The sequence below is a fragment of the Microcoleus sp. PH2017_28_MFU_U_A genome (genome assembly GCF_020738035.1).
Taxonomy (GTDB): domain Bacteria; phylum Cyanobacteriota; class Cyanobacteriia; order Cyanobacteriales; family Microcoleaceae; genus Microcoleus.
The window spans coordinates 19,600-37,675 of the sequence record NZ_JAEQCX010000022.1 but is presented as its reverse complement, the minus strand read 5'-3'; the positions used below and the strand labels follow the sequence as shown (position 1 = coordinate 37,675).

The following is an 18,076-nucleotide window of genomic DNA, read 5'->3' as shown; positions in this document are numbered from 1 at the left end:
TCAAGTCTGCCAGATTCCCTGAGAAATTCTTCAGAAATTTCAATCGGTCTTTCAAGGAAAGGACTGACTTTCTCAAAAACTGGTCTCTGTTTTAGAAAACCATTTTCAATTTTACTGGTCTGCAAGTTTTCCGTTGCCATGGTTTTTTTCATGATTTTACTCCTTTGAGTTCATTTAAATAAAAATACTTACCGTAGTGATTTTCGCTGGTAGACAGATTTCTTAGACTATTAAGAGTTTCATTTTCATTCCATATACTTCTAATGGACATATTGGTAAGATTACCAAGATACAAATCATCCTGTAATTTCTCTTTTAATGTTATGGATACATAACATCTGCCCATAGGGTCTATCCTCAATTGTGACTCTGGTGATTTTTGAATACGATTTTGTTCTAAAAAATAATCTGTTAGCTGGTTTGTGTTGAGTTTTTCTAAGTTGAATGTAAATGCTTTATTGATTGAATTTACAATACCATTATTTATCAACTCTGAATAATCAAGGGTGGCTGCTTTAATTTGTTCAATTGTTGGAAATGATTCTTTGTTCATCTCCTTAGCCCGGCCACTATCGAATAACATGCCAATATCAAATCCTAATGGCTCATAGGGTTCCAACAATAATCCTATATTATAAATGTCATTATAATTGTTACTCGTTACTACTGTTACTGCTGAGAATGGGATATTGTAATTTCTCAAAATTACCAAACCCTCTATTACTTTCTTGAAGTTACCCTTCCCTCTATTATAATCAGCAATATTTGGATTAGATCCATCAAGAGTTGTTTGAACCATTAAAAGATTTTTTAATTTCGATAATTTTTCAGCGTGGCTCTCGTTAAACAATGTCAAATCAGATCCTACTGTAATTATGAAACCTAAATCATCCGCAGCCGATAATATATCAAAAAAACCTTCCTTAATTAAAGGATCGCCACCAGTAAATTTTATAGAAAAGACTCCATCATCTTTAAGAGATATTAAAATATCTATCCATTCAGTTACACTTAATTCTTTTGATGTATTTACAAGTGGATTAGACTCATAGCAACAGTAAGTACAATTCCTGCTGCATTTGAGAGTGGGTTCAATTTCAACAGCTAAAGGTGAAGCGAAATGAGTTTCGTGAAATTGATTTTCTTGAAAAAAGTAAAAATCTGGATACAAATCATTATCTAAACCTGTACTATCCTCGATTTTTCCAGAAGATTTAAGATTCTCAACAAATGATCTGACAAACGATAAATCCTCTTCCTTGTAATTTGACATAAAATCGTTATAAGAAACTTCTTTAGACAAAATTACAAACGCATCGAATGCCCCCTTGTTATAGAAGTTTATTTCTTTATTAGATAGGTCTAATACAATACACCCAAAACTTTCTTTTCTTATTTTTAAATTTGGATTTACCTTGATTTTATTCATAAATATTTAATTTTTTGTTTAGGTATAATAATTTCTGACTACATCTTCACGATGAACACTGTAGTCGTCTAACTTATAATTGTACCGCATTTGCGGTACAATGTCTGTCATAATTCCACAATACCGCAAATCACGGATTAATGTCAACCCCCTCTTACTCCCCATCTGAATCTCCTTTTCTTAATCAAGTTCGGCAGACCATTCGACTCAAACACATGAGCCGTCGTACTGAGAAAAGCTATATGGCTCTCCCAGACTATAACTCGTTGTCAAATAAACCCCACCAAAGCACTACGGTTTCGCCTGCTAAGTCTGGCTCTACCTCATAAGCTACGCCCTCAACCGATACTCTGGCATCTGTTCCTACTTTTCTGCGTTGCGGTTCGCGGGCAAAGTTACAGAATCGCTCCCAACTGCACATTGAGCGTAAGCCTGACTTGGGAAGATTTCGCAACCAATCTTCTATCCGCGAATGTAGTGACTCTCGATGTGGTTTATCGTTGTAAAGCAGTAGATACTGGCGTAGCCAAAGGTTTGCCTCTACCTCGGTCTCTGGTTCGTGAAAGTGATACAGAGTTTCATAAGCTTCCTTGATGAGAATTCGACGCTCTTGGCAACGACTTGGCAATCCGTCGAGGCGGTGGCGTAAATTGATCAGTGCCTCTACCGGGATTGAAAAGTGTGCCATGTTATGTTTTTATCTCAGCAATGTAGTTATAGAGGGTGGGTTTGGAAATTCCCATGAGTCTACAGATTTCGGCAATGGTGTGTTGCCCTTCGGTGTAAAGCTTTACGGCTAATTGGCGTTTGGCTCGGTTAAGTGCTTTTGGTCTACCCCCCTTGTGACCACGCGCTCGCGCTGCTACCAGACCAGCTATTGTGCGTTCACGGATGAGGTTGCGTTCAAATTCTGCTAATGCACCGTTTCCTTTACTTTATAGTTGCAGTTAATCGAGGGTCTTGGCAACTTTTGGTGATCGGAACCAATGGCGAAGAGCGAGCGCATCAAATTTATATTGTCCCGGCTGAGGTTGCCCTGCTCAAAAACGAAGTCCATCCAAGTGATTTCAAGAGTAGCGCTCGCAATACTCCTTGTCTGTGCGCCTTGTTAGAGTCGATTGAGGAGTTACCCCCTCAACCTCTGTCGGGTAAGGTTCAAGCGTCGCCGCTCTCCCCTCCCCTAAGAACCGTGCTTAAGACTTTCGCACTTACACGGCTCAAGCCTAACTTCTAGCCTTTTGAGACTGGGTTTGAGTTTTGGAATGTACCTGTTTGTGACACGCTAGGTGGACGTGCTGAAGGTTGTTCTCGTCGTCAGTACCGCCTTTAGCAACAGGTACTATGTGGTGGGTTTCTATTTCCTCTCCATTTAACAATAGCCCTCCGCAGATAGGACAAATCCAGTTTTGATTTTGAGCGACGGAATAGTATTTACTGCCCTTACTCCAGTATGATTTGCCTAGTCTTTGGTTTCGATTGAGCCAATATTCTTGTTGAAGAGGGTTGTCAGGTGAAGTATTCCCTTTAACCTTTATGTGACGTTCGATGGGCGTGTACGCTATCTGGTAAAGAGTAATAATTTTCTCTTTTCCTCGGCGGTCGCTAATTGTGGTAGCGAACGTCCATTTATTGCCTTTGATGGTTTTAAAGTATTTTTTTCTGACCCACTTTGTGTTTTTCTTAGGATGTTGGCGTTTACACCACCGCCAGAGGTATTCCCACACCCTGTGTGAAATGTAACTGAAGGTTTGCTTGCTCACTACCCCTCTATAGTAGTTGGCAAAACCCCTGAGAATCGGATTCAGCTTTCTAATTATTGCCTCTTGGTTACTCCCATCCAGACTTTTTATCTCTTGACCGATTCTCTTACAAAAATTGAGAACTTTAGGTTTTGAGGGTTTGATTAACAGTTTTCTGTTGTAATGTCTGAGGTTATAACCCAAAAAGTCGAAGCCATCTTCTATTGACGTGATTAACGTCTTCTCAGCACTGAGTTCAAGCCCTTGTTCGGACATCCACGCTTGAATCTGGATTTTGGCAGTTTCGAGACTTCCTTTGTCTCTAGCTGTGACAATAAAATCATCAGCATATCTGACCACGCCTAGTCGGTGGTTGGTGGATTTTATATATGTTTCTAATCCATGCAGTCCGATGTTGGCTAGAAGTGGAGAGATGACTCCTCCCTGTGGTGTGCCCATCTCTGTGGGGTTTAGTTTCCCATTGAGAACAAATCCAGCTTTTAACCATCCTTCGATTAGCCCTCTTTTAGGAAAGTTACTAATCATTTTTAGGATAGATTCATGGGCGATGTTGTCAAAAAAGCCTTTTATATCAGCTTCTAGAACCCATTTATCATTGCTACCTCTGGGATTGTCACTTAATCTGGTGAATGATTGTTCGATAGCATCTTGACAACTTCTGCCAGGTCGGAACCCATAGGAATTGGGCTCAAATCAGGCTTCCCACTCAGGTTCCAGTGTATTTTTAACTATTGCCTGCATGACTCTATCCCTGACGGTTGGGATACCGAGGGGACGCATTTTGCCATTTTTCTTGGGGATTTCTACTCGCCGCACAGGTTTTTGATTTCCACCCTTCCATGTATTAACAAATTCCACTCTTTGAGCTGGTTGGTTGATTACCTCCTTATCAATACCAGCGGTTTGTTTACCTTGATTGGTTTGAGTGATTTGTCGGACAGACAATAATAGGTTGGCGTAACTTCTCATCATTAATTTCTGCAAGTGTCTGAGCTTACGGAAATTACCAGTTTATGAGGCACGAAAGATTCTTCGACGTAGATTTCTCACGGCTTTATTCATCTGTCTCCAGTTAATCTGGCTCCAATCTTTCAGCCGTTCTCTTTGTCCGTTTACGGTCATTTTCATGGCAGTATCTAACTTGTCATTGAGTTCGATTTCTTTGTCATTTCTTCTGTTCGTGTTAGACCGAGGTTAAGTCTGCTATTACTTTCGTTCAGGAGCAAATTTTGAACTCCTATCTGAATCATTACAACTCAGCATTCGCTTTTTAACCCTTCCTCTACCCTCCAGAGAGTTGTGTCCTCGTTACCTTAGACCTACTAGGAGTTTTCGACCTCTCCTAGACTCTGTAGGACTTACCCAGTTGTATCGTTTGGTTTTGTGTTCTCAATTAGGTGTTATCTATTCAGCGATGGGCTTTGTGTTCACACAATTCATAAATGAAGGAGTTATGAATCCGCCCATAATGTCCTGTCAGCATTTCAAGAACGCAACGGTCGTAGTGACCGAGGACGTAGCAAGTTAGATCCCTATAAAGATTATCTCCTTGAACAATGGAATCAAAGGTGTTATGATACAAAAAAACTATTTGAAGACATTCAACAACAAGGTTATTCAGGTAGTTATGATACCGTTGCTCGTTACACTCGTCGTCTGCGTGAAGGGACAGGAGTTCAGCTTAGACAAAGGATTATCCATAAACCTTTACCTCAAGTTGTTGAACCTTTAAGATGTGCTTTAACACCTCGGAAACTAGCGGGGTTAGTGATGCAAAAATTCACACAGCTAGATGCCAGTGACCAACAACTTATTATCTTATTAAAAAGCCACTCTGAGTTAGGTGAAGTTATTGAAATCGCACAAGATTTTACAACTCTTGTGCGTCAACGCAACCCCAAACAACTGGATAGTTGGTTAGAGCGTGCTGTTAATAGCAATATTTCTCCCATTCAACGTTTTGCAGTGCGGTTACGTGAGGATTATGATTCTGTTAAAGCGGGTGTGACTTTATCTGTAAGTAATAGCCCGGTTGAAGGACATATTAATCGATTAAAAATGCTGAAACGACAAATGTATGGTCGCGCTAGTATTGATTTATTAAGTCGCCGATTTTTAATCAAGATGTAAAGGGTTTTTCTCTCCCTAGAAGCAGTTTGAAAAAACAGCGATCGCCATTCGCGATTGGTTCCGATCACCAAAAGTTGCCAAGACCCATAATCCTGGCTGAAGCACAATTATAGTTGCAAATAATCCTGGCTCACAAAAGTCTTGATTGCAGGTCTGAGCATTTATGATTGCAGGTCACTACAGCTAGCGCTTGCCAATACTACCAGTGGCAAAAACCCGCCTGGAACGCCCAGTTTTACTGACAACTGAGTCTAGCGGGTCAGAGCCAAATTTCTTGCCTGAAGCTGGCGGCGTCGGCGATTGGGATGGAACGTTACCTCCGGCGTCTGGCAGAGGCAGCATCCGTTCTGCTTCCTCAATGCGATCGTACAAAGCGGCTGTAAGCTGGTCAAGACTTGCAAGTTGCACCCGACTCTCCAGCCGGAACCTAACCTCTGCATCCCAGAGAGCCTCGCTCTCGCTTTGGCGCTGCAAATCGGCTTTGGGAATGGGTATGGTCAGCGCGTAAGGAATTGACCCCTCGCCGCCGGAACTGTAGCCGGGGTTCGTAATTACACACCGTCCCTGGGGAAACCGCAAAATTTCGTCCACCGAAAACAGCGGCATTTTTTGAAGCGACTCGTTCCAACTAATAGATTGATTGCTTTGAGATTGGCCGCCCATTGAACGGCTGGTGGACTTGCTTTTGAGCAAAACTTCTTTTTCTCCGTAGCGATCGGAGTATTTTTTTGCAGTATCAGTGTTACCCGGATTGAATAAAATATGAGTGCTGCAAGCAGAGGCGATCGCCGCCCCCATTTTCTCTCCATACCCTTCATATAGTTGCTCCAAACTCTGAATTCCCAGAATGAAACAAGCTCCATTGGAGCGATATTCGTTAATCCACTGCGGCATCCGATCCAATCGAATGGAGGGAAATTCATCGAGTGAAATAACCAGTGGGTCTTTCCGAGGGCGACTTAAGTTGGACACAACGAGGAGGTGAATCGCGGCTGCTAGCAGAGGCCCCACGACGGAGCGCCGCTCGTCATCTAATTTAAAAATAATCATCTGTCGGCCTTCTATTTTCGTTGGGATGTCCGACTTTCCCAAAAATGCTCGCAACAGGTCAGCTTGGATAAAACTGCTGAACGTTCCGGCCGCTGTCGTCAGAATTCCTGAAATAGTTTTTTCTGCTTCCTTAGCGCTCAAAAATTGGTTGAAGCTGGTAGCGACCCACTCATCGATTCGACGGGATTGAACCGCATAATCAATCCGCTTTACCAAATTTGGCAACCTCAAAATTGCATAGAGCATTGCCATGTCTGGATATTTAGAACCCTTGACTAATTGAAGGAGTGCTTTAGCCAATAAGTCTCCAGCTTTTGAGAAAAATTCGTCACTTTTTCCATTGCCTGAACTTGCATTTCTATTAATAACCTGACCAATTTCCCCCGCCATGACCGAATCTTGAGGCGATTTCATAAAGTCGAGAGGATTAATAATGCCTGAATAAGGTTCTCCCGGTGCAAATACCGACACTTGGTAGCCATACCGCGCTGCCAGAGGTGCGTGGAGTTTAAGCTGATCGCCTTTTTTATCGTAGAGAATAATCGGAAATCCTTGCACCATTGCACTTTCTAGCGCCCTATCAATTGTCGAAAAAGTTTTACCAGATCCCGGTGCTCCAATTACTAAAGTTGACCGTTCTGCATGAGGAAGCCAAACAGTGGGAGAAGAACCCATAGCTGTCTGAATAGTGGTAACAAAACCTCTAAGTTTTTTTCCCTTCCACCAATAGCGAGGACTGCCACACCATAGCGTGACTTTATTATGTTTTCGTTCTTTAATTTGTTTCAAGGCAAGCTGAGTGGCTGCCATTTTTTCGGAAGTTCCGCATACTTTGCCAGTGGTAATTTTGCCCTTGCCGTTCCCTAGAAACCGAGACAGTAAGAGGAGGAAAATCAGCGCCCCTATTGTTAGATACCCATCCGGGTTATTATATTGTTGGAAAAGCCCGCCTAAGTCGATTGACGATAGAGGTGAGGGTTGCTGTGTTCTCCTTTGAGTTTGAGCGAGAACTGGAGTAGAGTTAGCCTGTGCTATCAAAAATTTAATCTCAAAATTCATAAGTATGTATTTGAATGCAAAAGTTGGTCGTAAGAGCAATTAAATCTGACCTGACTTGTAGCTACAACTTACTGTTGCCAGACAAGTAAGCTTAAATCAAAATTACTCAGTGTTAGTTCAGTCTTGGGAACGAGCAATTACAGCCCACAGTTCTAACTTTCGGTATAAAGCAACCAGCACTTGATATTATCCCTGCTAGCGCAGTTAACAGGATAGGAAGCAAAATTATTAAAAAATATTCTTACCGTGAACAAGAAACAAAAAGAGTGGCTGTCAGAGCTTTTGAAGAGACACCCGGACTATGAATTTTTAAAACGCAGCACCATCAAACTAGGAAGAGGCGACATCTCGCTAACTTTAGAACGTACAGAATGGATCTACATGGGAGCTGTTGAAGTAAAATATTCAGGAGCCTATTTACCTGGATTAAAGTGGCATTATCTTAACGCCAGACTATCCAGAACGGGCAAATTGCTTTCCGACTTAACCTACAACTGTAAAGTCGTGTCTTACCCTCACTGTCCGCTGGCGCCTGACTGGTTGACAAAATCTAACTTAGAAGAGGTGAAAATTCAGGAAGGAGAACAGATGAATTTCCCCTTTCACGAAGCTGTATTGATGGTAAGCCAGCCCCCGTTACTGAAAGGGAGTTTTTACCGAGCGAAGCGGTGGCATAGGCGCAAATCAGAACGATCGCCTGTAACAAACAGTCGTCGCACTCCAAAAACTTTCCAGCGCGAACTGCCCTTTTTGAAACCAAAAATCCTAGCTCCCGATACTAAATTTGTCCCCCTTGCTTGTATTGATGGCGCTCTCGTACAGGTTCCTGAATATCTAATAAAGTTGTTAGAAGAAGCCAATGCTAGTCTATCTGAACGAGCAGATGCAGCTTCTTTGTACGCGATCGCGGGTTTGAAAGGAGCCATCAACTTTGTTGAAGGGCTACCTCTACTGCGGACAATAGGAATAAACGCTTTACCGAGCGTCGATCGCGCCAAATATTGGCAGCGAGGAAATTAAAAGCATTGTGAGTGCTTGATTCTGATAATAGCGCAACTTCAGAAATTGCTGAAGCTGCGAGAGCGCTTTCACAATCGTTCTTTTTTTGCACACTTAATTAGTTTTCCTCACGATTCGGTAGTTCTGTACTACCAGTTATTTTTTTTATGAGCGTTTAATTTATTTGACAAAATTACTAGGCTTAACTGTGCTAGCTTTTACCTTTTTTAAAGGTAAGGCTACCGCCTTGCAAGAACTGCAATGTCACAAACTTTTAGAATGGTTAAAACCAATAGCAAAGCTAAAGCAAAAAGCTCAAATAACGCAGGAATGACTGAAGGCACAATCCCACTTCAGTCAGAAGACCTCGATTTTGAAATTGACCCCGAACTCCTAGAACCCGGTCACAATCAAGTAAGGCGACCAATTCTGCCCTATGGCATCGTCATCAACGAACAAGTGGCGGGAATATTAATTCCAGAGGATCAGCTAGAAAAAGCCAATTGGTTTGTCATGCCAACAGAAGAGGAAATGACTACAATTGGACTAACAGAAGATGTTACAGGTCTGCTGTTCTCTAAATGCCACTTATGCGTGTTGGGATTCATCCCTGAATACATTCGTTACAAAAATGACGTTCCCGATCTAGGCGGTAGTGTTGTCGGGCTGTACGAAGAGTATAAAGCTCAACTCGATAAAAAGATAATGGATGTTGTTAGCGAACACGCCATTGTCTTCTTGGATGAAAACAATCGTCCCAGACACAGCACGCCTATTGTCGTCAGATTTAAGAATGTTGCGCTTTGGAGCTTTAAAGCAGCCAGAGACGAATTCTACCGTTTGTTGGAAAAAGCATTCGCCGACTATTTCCAAATTCCTTTCAGCGGGAAAACCGATAAATGGCGGAGCCTCGGCATCCTAGAGGTGGAGTTCAAAGGAGTTAAAGAAGGTGAAGGCTCTAATAAGAGCTACTGCTGCAAAACTGTCAGCTATACCAAGCCAACTGCTGATAATTTCCCCTTTCTATATCTGGGACGCCCGCAGCATAAAAATGCGATTTGGGGGCTGCACGATATCATTGCCGGATTCACTGAAACTCCTGCATTACCAGGTACAGCCGAACCGCAAATTCAAGTGCTGCCACCCGCTGCTCGTAAAAGAGAAAATGGAAAAAAGCAGACCGCCAATCATAAATACCCTCGGAAAATTGCCGCTGAAGTAATAGAAGAAGAGGATGATTTCGACGACTTAGATGAAGAAGAGGAATTCGACGATGATTTTGATGCGGAAGCAGATGACTAACAACCTCGGTTAGTTACTTTTGAAGAAGTGCCTCATATCCAGTTAGGGATAGAGGCATTTTTTGATTGGTGCAGAACAGGCGATCGCTAAAGGAGAGCCAAGTTCAAATACTTTAAATTCGCTTATTTCATTTTATTGGGAAGCTCAATCAAGGAACTGTTAGCTAACTGGTACTGGCGGCCATTGAAGCAATAAAACAACTGCCGAATACCATTTTGTGACGGCTGCTGTACTTGCAAACAAGGCAAATCAGAGGTTTTTGAGGGGTCAGTTACTACTTGAAGTAGCGGTTTATTAGGTGGTAAGTTTTCGTTTAAATAACTAGCAAATACACGATTAGGAGGAACATTTTTTCTGAATAAATACCCAGCATATAAGCAACCTCCTGCTCCACAAACTCCAGGGCTGTTAAAATTAAAAATAACTAACCTGCCTGCTTGCCCGTTTACAGCCCAAGCCAACACATTTGATGCTGAATCCTGGGGGTTAAGCTCAGAATTTTCGGCAACTATGCCTTGAACATTTTCAACAGGGATGAGTCTAGTAGCAGGTGTCCATGAAATCGTTGTAGCACTCGCGGTACAACCAGTAGTTCCTAACAACACTGATAGCAGCAAGAACAAGACCACTCCAAAGCGGAACCACCGCCCAATAAATAAAAACGATGATACTCTGGACCCCGAATTATTTAGGGAATTAGGAGCGGGGTTTGGGAGTTTCTTCTGAGAAGGTTGAGAAAACAGTAATAAATTTTTCTTTCCAGCTATGATTGGTGGCTTCCCTATGTGTTCTGAACCTGAAGTTAGTTGTTGATTTTTGCTAAACATTGATTTGACCTCCGCGAACTATTTTCTATGTAGATGTCATACCAAATCCGGTTATGACAGACACCTTGCAGATTTACTAAATCCGGTTATGACAGACACCTTGCAGATTTACTAAATCCGGTTATGAAAGACACCCAGCAGATTTACTAAATCCGCTTTAAGCAAAAGTTTAAGTTTTGCTTGTAGGAGTCTTATTAAAGCGAACATATCTCACTTATTTTTGCTGGCTTTACTAAGTGAAGGAACAGTAATCCCAACCTGCTTAAATGCCCAAAGCTCTTCTTCCGAAAATTGCCAAGTGGGTTCTCCCAAATTCGGCTGTAAGGTAGAGCGGAACTTATCAATACTCCCTGCCTTGTTGATGGAGTAACGCAATTCTCCCAGAGCAATTTGCCTTGCGATCGGCAGCTTGACAGTGCGGCTGTAAGGATAAAAATCGTTCGTCGGGTTGGAATAAAGCAAGCTACACTGCTTCCCTTGGAGAGAAACCAATACCGAAAAAGGCACGGCATCTCCCTGCAAATAGGCATCGAACAAGCGATATTGAGTGCTGCCATCTGTTACTTCAGTTACAAACTCTGTCCTGAGAGTCCCTAGACCAACTGGAAGACAAGCTGAAGGGAAATCAGCGTTCCGAGTCGGTTGGCTAAAAGCTGGGGGATGGGTGAATAAACTGCTCAACAAATAAACCAAAAAAGCTGTTAGCAAGCCCCAGGTAAATTTCAACATAATTGTCCGTTTTTTCAAGGAAATCATGGTGCAGAACATCTCCGTTTAATTCAAATTCCTTCTTGAGAGGGGTTAACAGCCGTTCCATTAATGCGGGTTTCAAAGTGCAAGCGAGGGTCTGCCGTTGTCCCAGTGCTGCCTAGTCCGCCTATGACCTGACCTTGAGAAACACGATCGCCCACTTTGAGTTTCACTGAACCCTCGCGCAGATGAGCATACCGAGTTGTGCGACCGTTGCCGTGCTCAATTTCGATCCAGTTGCCGTAGCCACCGCCGCAATTCTGTAACCCTTCTTTGCAGTTGGAAACCACTGTCTTGACAACGCCGCCACCAACAGCTTTTACCGGACTTCCCATTGAGCCGGCAATTGCAATGCCACTGTAGATTTTCCGCACGCCGGAAACCGGACGAGTTCGCATCCCAAAGCGGCTGGTTACAGGCCCATTCGCAGGTTTGATATACTGACCCGTGGATTGACCGTCGCCGGGGGCAACACTCGCAGAATTAGAGGATTGCGCCGCACTGGAAGTCGGAACGCAAGCAGCAGCATTCGACTCCGCGATCGTTCTACCTCCTTCTCGATAGCGCCTTAAAACATCCTGTCCGTAACTTGAGAGAGTTAAACGACCGAATGTATCGGTTGAAGAGCCGTCAACTTTGGAGTAGTCGCCCCCGAAATGCTTTTGAGCTACTCGCTCAATCAGGCGATCGCCACTAAAAAAACTCCTAGTAGTAGGGTCTTTTTCTTGAGAGGTGGCATTCAGCTTAGAAGCGAGACTTTGAGCAAAAACAGCTTCTCGATCTGCAGGCGGAAAAAATTGAAAAAGTTCTGCTTGAGTGGGTTGATAACCGCCTCGCAGTTTGGCTAAAAATTGCGTACCCCCTGGTTTAGATGAAATTGAACTAGCAGCGTACTCGTCATAGTTTATAAACTGGTACTTGCCCAACGGAACCACACAATTATTGCCACCATTAGCGCAAGCATTAACGCCGACATTCTCGTAAGAACCGCTGCTTTCAATACCGGCAATTCCTTCTGCCAAAGCGGGAACATTGACTCCTCGAACATTGCCAACTGACACTGGCGCAGGTGCGGTGCTACCCGGAGGGCAAGGAACATTAATATTAGCTGCTGTAGTTACGCCTTTTGTAATAGGAGAAGATACTCCGCCGCGAACTGCCCCAGTTGATACAGAGGAAGAGCCACCAGAAGACGATTCCAGCGCCCCAACGAAAATGGGAGAATTAACCCGATAGGTGAAGAAAGGTACTGGGCCAATGAAATAAGGAGAGCAGCCGCAAGGCGAACAAAATCGGAAGAATAGAGCAGTATCAACGGTATCGGTTCGCTCGTCCGGTTCCATGACCACTACCTTAAAAGCGCTGCCAAAAGGCAATCTTCCCGTCGGTTCCTTGCCGCCGTTGACAACTTTAAGACAGCCCGATCCGCCCTCGACTTCCTGGTACTTACCGCTAATCCATTGCTTGCCTTCCAGCGAACCGCGAGCGTTCCGACCCGAATTCTCCAGATCGTCTAGTTCGATATAAGCGCAATTATTTTCTTGGCAGTTAACCGAGAATCCCTGAACGTCGGAGCCGGAGATTGTCTTAGTTCGCCGTCGCTCGGCGGGGCCATAAATCGCATCAATTCTCATTACTAAATTGCCGAATTCTGCTATTGGATTGGGAAAGCTAGACAGAGGTAAAGCATTCAGCCCAGGTACGTCTTTAATTAAGGTTGTTTGCCAATCTGAAAACGCGCCAAGTTGAGCGCTGCTTAAGTTCGGAATCGAAGACATTGAATACTGAGACAGGTCAATTTCTCCCAGTTTCAACTGACCTAATTGTGGATTGGAACTGAGAACCAGATCTAGAGTGCGATTGGCTACATCAATGCCAGCAGCTTTTGTTGCTAGCAGTCCCGCCACCGGCGCAATCTCTGCGACTTTAAATTGACCGAGAATAGGGATAGCCTGAACTAACTGATTTAACGACTGCTTGGCAACTAAAGTAAATGCGCTTAAAGCTACGCTATCTAAATTCAGACCAGCTTGCTGTGTGACAAAACCAAAGGATAACAATTCTGGTTGCAAAGCTTGGCTGATATCGCCCAACATGATGTACTGGTCAGGAGTTTGCCCTGCTGTCCAACTTCGGCTCAAATCATAGCCAACTGCCTGCTTGTACTCTCCCGCTGAAAGGCTTCCCGATTGACTGATGGGTGGCATTTGAGAAAAAGAAATTTGTGTCCAATCTGGCAAGAGGGCGTTAACTGAAGTAGGATTTCCTTGCCTGTCCATCCCTGGTATTTCTAAAATTTTGGTTGGCATTTCAGTTGTATCAGCAGGGGTTCGTGCCATAGCAAATATTGGTTGCTCAAACAAAATGGAAACTATTAAGACTAGAGAGAATAACGATACTGATAATTGCCAGAATCTTGTTGATAATATTCTTCTCATGTTTGTGCAAAAAACTTTGGTTATTGGTTGAGGATACTGTACAAAAGTTAAGCAATTAAGTGGGAGAAAGGAACCCACCGAACTTGATGAGGCTGCAATTGCGCTTCTTAAAATAAATGAAGCAGCCTACCGAGGCTTTACATGGAGCAGCCTCGGCGTAAAACACTACAGCTCTAAGTCACCGCCGTCGAAATGAGAAGTAACTGTTTGATTTTGATAGGAATTAGCGTCATTTACCCCTCCCTCAAAATAAGGGTTAGGGTTAGCAGCCGTCTCCGTCCACGGAGTATCTGCTAAATTCAAATCGCCTTCAAAAACGTTTTCTCGATAGCCATCAGCAAAGTAGTCGGGAGCCCCGTACCCCTCTGTTTGCTGACTGCTATAACCGTTGCTTTGATATCCGTTAAGGGAGGACTCGCACGGGTTACTTTCATAGCCGCTAACAGCATAGCCATCAGCGCTGTAACCGGGTTCATTGCCATAGATATTGTTTTGCTCGTTCATAAATCCTGTAGCTACAAAGTAGTAAGAATCAACAATTCAGCATAGCTAGGGATAACGAGTGGGGGTTTCATCCGATAGTCGTAATTAAACTACCGCCTATCGGCGGATAGGCTACGGCGCCTTAGTCTATCTGCAAACAACCAAGACCTACTGCTATTGCACGAAATAAAATATAGCGCTGGCATCGCTCTTAATTTCGCCCGCCTTCCATCCAGCAAGGTGGGTAAAAATTACTCAGAAATATAGAGGCGCGTATCTCTGCCGAATTGTTTGCCCAACAGACGGCGCAAATCCCTGTAACTGAATTCGCTACGCGATTTTTCTGACCTTCATTTGTCCCATAATTATCCTTCAAAAAGATATGACTCAGCTAAATCTGTTAACGCCCGAATTACTTGAAGAAATTACCACTCACCCTGTAAAACCTCAGTCCGGCATTTTGGAAAAGCTGAAGCTATTAGCCCAGATAGGTATGCACCGCGACTTAATAGCCGTGCTACTGGAATTGACCGGAATTCCCCTTCCCCTTTTACGTTACTATGCAGGCCCATTAGTTTTACACAAAACTCCCTGGTCAGAAAGCATACCTGACTGGTTGAAAACGGCTTGCTTATCCGATAGGCTCGATTTGATTGTAGAGGAGCACAGCAACAGAATTGTAGGGAATTACTGCACTTCCACAGAAGTCGTGGCTTATATGATGGGAGCTACATTTGAAGCTCCTCTGCACCACAGTTATTACAACGTCTATATGTGGGCAGCACAAGACACATTGACAAGACATAATCGGCTACCAAATGGTTACAACTTGTCGGAATTAGCTGAATTTTCAGCCGTGAACTTTGACAGCATCCAAAATGATTATCACCATCTAGCTAGAGCAATTAGGAAAAGCGTTGTCCGCCATGCAGCATCCCAAGGCTGGGGCAAACGTAAATTGTCCCAAGAGAAAAACGCTGATGCAGACTTACCGAAAGACTCTGTAACAGCTAAGCCACCAACAAATAAGTCAAAAGTTGAAGGGCAATTGACTTTATTTTAAGGTGGCATAGAAATGACGATGCTCGCAAACTATAGCCCTAATAACAGCCCAATTAAAAATGAATTACTCCTTCCTTGATACAGCAAAAAGCCTTGCCACAATCTGTAGATAGTGTCCATTTTTACAGCCAATAAAAATACTCAAACCGACAGTCTCAATAATCTTAATGGAAGATACTTCATCGCTGGCAGAGATGCTATTATATGAGCGAATCCGAGAAAATCAACCTTATTCCTGGTTTCCGTCTCCCCCAGAGCTAATTGAGCTCATGATTGAAGAAGCTCAATTCGTTTCAGGAATGTACGCCTTAGAACCAACAGCAGGAGACGGCTTATTGGCGCAGGCTATGGTTAGAGCGGGTGCAATTGTTGATGTAATTGAGATCGACCTCCTGCTACAACAACTCCTGTTTCAAAAAGGGTTCAATCTAGTTGGAAGTGACTTTTTAACAACTGAACCCCAGAGGCGATATAGCAGAATTTTGGCAAATCCCCCATTTTCTACGCCCCACATCAAAGGAGTTGATTTAGATATCATACAACGTGCCTATAACCTTTTTTTAGCCAATTATGGACGCCTGGTAAGTGTTGTTAGCAATTCCATGAATGTCCGAGGCGATCCGCGATCGCAAGCATTTCGAGCCTTTCTTAAGCGCACGTCAGCCAAGTTAATCGAACTTCCCTTAGAAATCTTTTGGGGGAGCGATCGCCCGGTGACTGTTGAAAGCTACCTAGTCGTAATAGACAAAAAGTAGACGATTGCTTCCCCACTATACCGTTTTATTAGTGGGGACAGCACAACTTACCTTTCAACAAATTACTATTAGTTTTTTTAATTATATTTAAGAATGTAATTTACACTTTAATACCGAATATCTGCCCCAACATCTCTGCTATTTCTATCAATTTTACGACTAAAACTATTACCTTAAAACCCCTCTACTCCCATGAATAATTCCCCACACTTCGCCCCAAATCCTATTGTGGAATACGAGCTGATTACAAACTTTTCCAGACTAAATGATGTTCTCTCGCCTTTAATAAAAGCTCGTATTATAGCCATAGACACAGAAACCACCGGGCTAGATCCACTTACGGAACGCATCCGACTTATCCAAATAGCTGTCCCCCACCGCCCAGTGATAATTGTCGATCTAGCTGCTCTTGCTGACAGCGAATTATCGCCTTTAAAAGCACTTCTAAACAGCAGTGCGCTCAAAGTATTTCAAAATGGTAAGTTCGACTGGCAGGTACTAGAAATAGCTGGACTTAGACCGTCTGGCCCATTTTTTGATGTCATGCTAGCGAGTCAGGTGTTGCGATCTGGACTCAAGAAAGACCACGATCTACAATCCCTCGCTCTTGAATTTTTAGGAATCAAACTTGACAAAAGCCTACAGTCGAGCAATTTCGGAGGTAAGTTATCAGCTTCTCAGTTAGAATACGCCGCTTTAGATGCTGCTGTCCTGCTGAAACTTAGAGCGCGACTCATCTCAAAACTTCAGAATGCTGGGTTACTAGAAACCGCCCAAATTGAATTTGAAGCGATGCCTGCTGTAGCCCAAATGGAACTAAATGGAATGTTACTGGATGCAGAACAATGGCATTTGGTGGGGGAGGAACTGAAAGCTCAAAAGCAGACTACGCTGGTGGAATTAGTGAAAGCCGGTCTTAAACCAGCCCCTAGCGCACAACTTTCGCTATTTCCAGAGATGGTGGAAACCATAAACCCCCGTTCGTCTGTACAAGTTTTAAGTGCTCTTCAGGTTCTCAACATTCCAATCAAGTCAACAACCAAGAGCGAACTTATTCCTCTAGCTGGTCAATACCCGATTATCCAGTTGCTACTTAATTATCGGAAATTAGCATCTTTGTGTTCAAATTTTGCTGAGGCATTGCCCAAACACATTCACCCGATAACGGGGAGAATTCACCCCAGTTATCGGCAATGCGGTGCCCGTTCCGGACGCTTTAGTTGCAAGAAGCCAAACTTGCAAAACGTTCCCAGGAATTGTACAGCAAAGGGGATGCGTGCGTGCTTCATTGCCGCTCCCGGATATCAAATTATTAAAGCAGATTACAGCCAAATCGAGCTAAGGATTGTCGCTGAAATATCTGGTGATCGCCGAATGCTGAATGCTTACGCTAAACGCGAAGATTTGCATACTTTAACGGCATCTTTGATTACAGGTAAGGCATTAGAGGAGGTAACGGCAGAGGATAGACGAATAGCTAAATCAGTTAATTTCGGATTAATTTATGGGATGGGTGCTGCCAAACTGCAAGCTTATGCTGAGGAAAAGTACGAGGTTTTTTTAACCTTGGACGAAGCTAAAGAGTTCAGAAGACGATTTTTCCAAGCTTATTCTGGAGTCAGAAGATGGCACGACAGCATCAGGAAAACGGTGTACGTCAAAGACATCAAGCAAATCCGTACAATTGGCGGACGCAGAAGACGGTGGGCAAAGAAACCCCGACTTTCTGAGTTGCTAAATCACCCTGTTCAAGGAACTTCGGCTGATATGTTAAAAGTGGCGATCGCTCGTTTGTTCAAACTCCTACCCAAGACTGGAGCAAAATTAATCAGTGTGGTACATGACGAGATTCTGTTAGAGTGTCCGCAAACAACTTTAAAAAGAACCACTCGCATTCTAAAAAAAGTGATGGTGGAAGCTGGAGAGCTATATCTACAGCAAGTTCCGGTTGAAGTGGAAGTAAACATTGCTTCTTCTTGGGCTTGAATCCGAAGAAAATTCAGAAATTACTTAATGTAGCGATCTTTAGGGG

At 43.3% G+C, this 18,076-nt stretch carries 14 protein-coding genes and 4 pseudogenes; 6 read left to right on the top strand and 12 right to left on the bottom strand.

Annotated features, from left to right (window positions below; all coding sequences use genetic code 11):
• Window positions 1-148: 148 nt before the first annotated feature.
• The 7 genes and pseudogenes from JGK14_RS00935 to JGK14_RS00910 all read right to left on the bottom strand — a co-directional run.
• Window positions 149-1,429: a radical SAM protein gene (locus tag JGK14_RS00935; RefSeq protein ID WP_325314607.1), complete on the bottom strand. Its 1,281-nt coding sequence runs from the start codon at window positions 1,427-1,429 to the stop codon at window positions 149-151.
• Between the two features lie 259 nt (window positions 1,430-1,688).
• Window positions 1,689-2,024 (bottom strand): annotated as a pseudogene (locus JGK14_RS00930) (IS481 family transposase); the annotation flags it as partial.
• Window positions 2,025-2,118: 94 nt separating this feature from the next.
• The gene (locus tag JGK14_RS00925) at window positions 2,119-2,298 is read right to left on the bottom strand and encodes a helix-turn-helix domain-containing protein (RefSeq protein ID WP_442921414.1); all 180 of its coding nucleotides are present in this window, start codon (window positions 2,296-2,298) and stop codon (window positions 2,119-2,121) included.
• A pseudogene (locus tag JGK14_RS33940) lies at window positions 2,284-2,340 on the bottom strand (hypothetical protein); the annotation flags it as partial. The gene JGK14_RS00925 and the pseudogene JGK14_RS33940, both read right to left, overlap by 15 nt.
• Window positions 2,341-2,652: 312 nt before the next feature.
• Complete coding sequence (locus JGK14_RS00920) at window positions 2,653-3,372, bottom strand: group II intron maturase-specific domain-containing protein (protein ID WP_325314689.1); 720 nt, start codon at window positions 3,370-3,372, stop codon at window positions 2,653-2,655.
• Window positions 3,370-3,870: pseudogene (locus tag JGK14_RS00915) on the bottom strand (reverse transcriptase domain-containing protein); the annotation flags it as partial. The gene JGK14_RS00920 and the pseudogene JGK14_RS00915, both read right to left, overlap by 3 nt.
• A 12-nt stretch (window positions 3,871-3,882) precedes the next feature.
• Window positions 3,883-4,185: pseudogene (locus JGK14_RS00910) on the bottom strand (reverse transcriptase N-terminal domain-containing protein); the annotation flags it as partial.
• A 774-nt stretch (window positions 4,186-4,959) separates the two neighbouring features.
• Between JGK14_RS00910 and JGK14_RS00905 the strand changes: the two are divergent.
• Window positions 4,960-5,319 carry a transposase gene (locus JGK14_RS00905; protein ID WP_325314606.1) on the top strand — a complete coding sequence of 120 codons (360 nt, stop codon included), beginning with the start codon at window positions 4,960-4,962 and terminating at the stop codon, window positions 5,317-5,319.
• A 183-nt stretch (window positions 5,320-5,502) separates the two neighbouring features.
• On the opposite strand, the gene JGK14_RS00900 is transcribed toward JGK14_RS00905, so the two are convergent.
• Entirely contained in the window at window positions 5,503-7,428 is a 1,926-nt protein-coding gene (locus JGK14_RS00900; RefSeq protein WP_325314605.1) for a type IV secretory system conjugative DNA transfer family protein, read from the bottom strand.
• Window positions 7,429-7,674: 246 nt separating this feature from the next.
• Here JGK14_RS00900 and JGK14_RS00895 point away from each other — a divergent pair, with 246 nt between their 5' ends.
• Both JGK14_RS00895 and JGK14_RS00890 read left to right on the top strand, forming a co-directional pair.
• Window positions 7,675-8,448, top strand: coding sequence for a hypothetical protein (locus JGK14_RS00895; protein WP_325314604.1), 774 nt, complete (start codon window positions 7,675-7,677; stop codon window positions 8,446-8,448).
• Between the two features lie 258 nt (window positions 8,449-8,706).
• Window positions 8,707-9,729 carry a DUF5895 domain-containing protein gene (locus JGK14_RS00890; RefSeq protein ID WP_325314603.1) on the top strand — a complete coding sequence of 341 codons (1,023 nt, stop codon included), beginning with the start codon at window positions 8,707-8,709 and terminating at the stop codon, window positions 9,727-9,729.
• 122 nt (window positions 9,730-9,851) lie between these two features.
• Here JGK14_RS00890 and JGK14_RS00885 read toward each other — a convergent pair whose 3' ends face one another.
• From JGK14_RS00885 to JGK14_RS00870, 4 genes are all read right to left on the bottom strand, one after another.
• Window positions 9,852-10,556 carry a hypothetical protein gene (locus tag JGK14_RS00885; protein ID WP_325314602.1) on the bottom strand — a complete coding sequence of 235 codons (705 nt, stop codon included), beginning with the start codon at window positions 10,554-10,556 and terminating at the stop codon, window positions 9,852-9,854.
• A 210-nt stretch (window positions 10,557-10,766) separates the two neighbouring features.
• Window positions 10,767-11,285 (bottom strand): hypothetical protein, encoded by a 519-nt coding sequence (locus JGK14_RS00880; protein ID WP_325314601.1) that lies wholly within the window; start codon window positions 11,283-11,285, stop codon window positions 10,767-10,769.
• 50 nt (window positions 11,286-11,335) lie between these two features.
• Entirely contained in the window at window positions 11,336-13,645 is a 2,310-nt protein-coding gene (locus tag JGK14_RS00875; protein WP_325314600.1) for a M23 family metallopeptidase, read from the bottom strand.
• A 264-nt stretch (window positions 13,646-13,909) separates the two neighbouring features.
• Complete coding sequence (locus JGK14_RS00870) at window positions 13,910-14,248, bottom strand: hypothetical protein (RefSeq protein WP_015211653.1); 339 nt, start codon at window positions 14,246-14,248, stop codon at window positions 13,910-13,912.
• A gap of 361 nt (window positions 14,249-14,609) precedes the next feature.
• Between JGK14_RS00870 and JGK14_RS00865 the strand changes: the two genes are divergently transcribed.
• The 3 genes from JGK14_RS00865 to JGK14_RS00855 all read left to right on the top strand — a co-directional run bounded on the left by JGK14_RS00865 (window position 14,610) and on the right by JGK14_RS00855 (window position 18,030).
• Window positions 14,610-15,290: a hypothetical protein gene (locus JGK14_RS00865; RefSeq protein ID WP_325314599.1), complete on the top strand. Its 681-nt coding sequence runs from the start codon at window positions 14,610-14,612 to the stop codon at window positions 15,288-15,290.
• A 166-nt stretch (window positions 15,291-15,456) separates the two neighbouring features.
• Entirely contained in the window at window positions 15,457-16,044 is a 588-nt protein-coding gene (locus JGK14_RS00860; protein ID WP_325314598.1) for a class I SAM-dependent methyltransferase, read from the top strand.
• Window positions 16,045-16,236: 192 nt separating this feature from the next.
• Entirely contained in the window at window positions 16,237-18,030 is a 1,794-nt protein-coding gene (locus JGK14_RS00855) for a bifunctional 3'-5' exonuclease/DNA polymerase (RefSeq protein ID WP_325314597.1), read from the top strand.
• Window positions 18,031-18,076 lie beyond the last annotated feature (46 nt).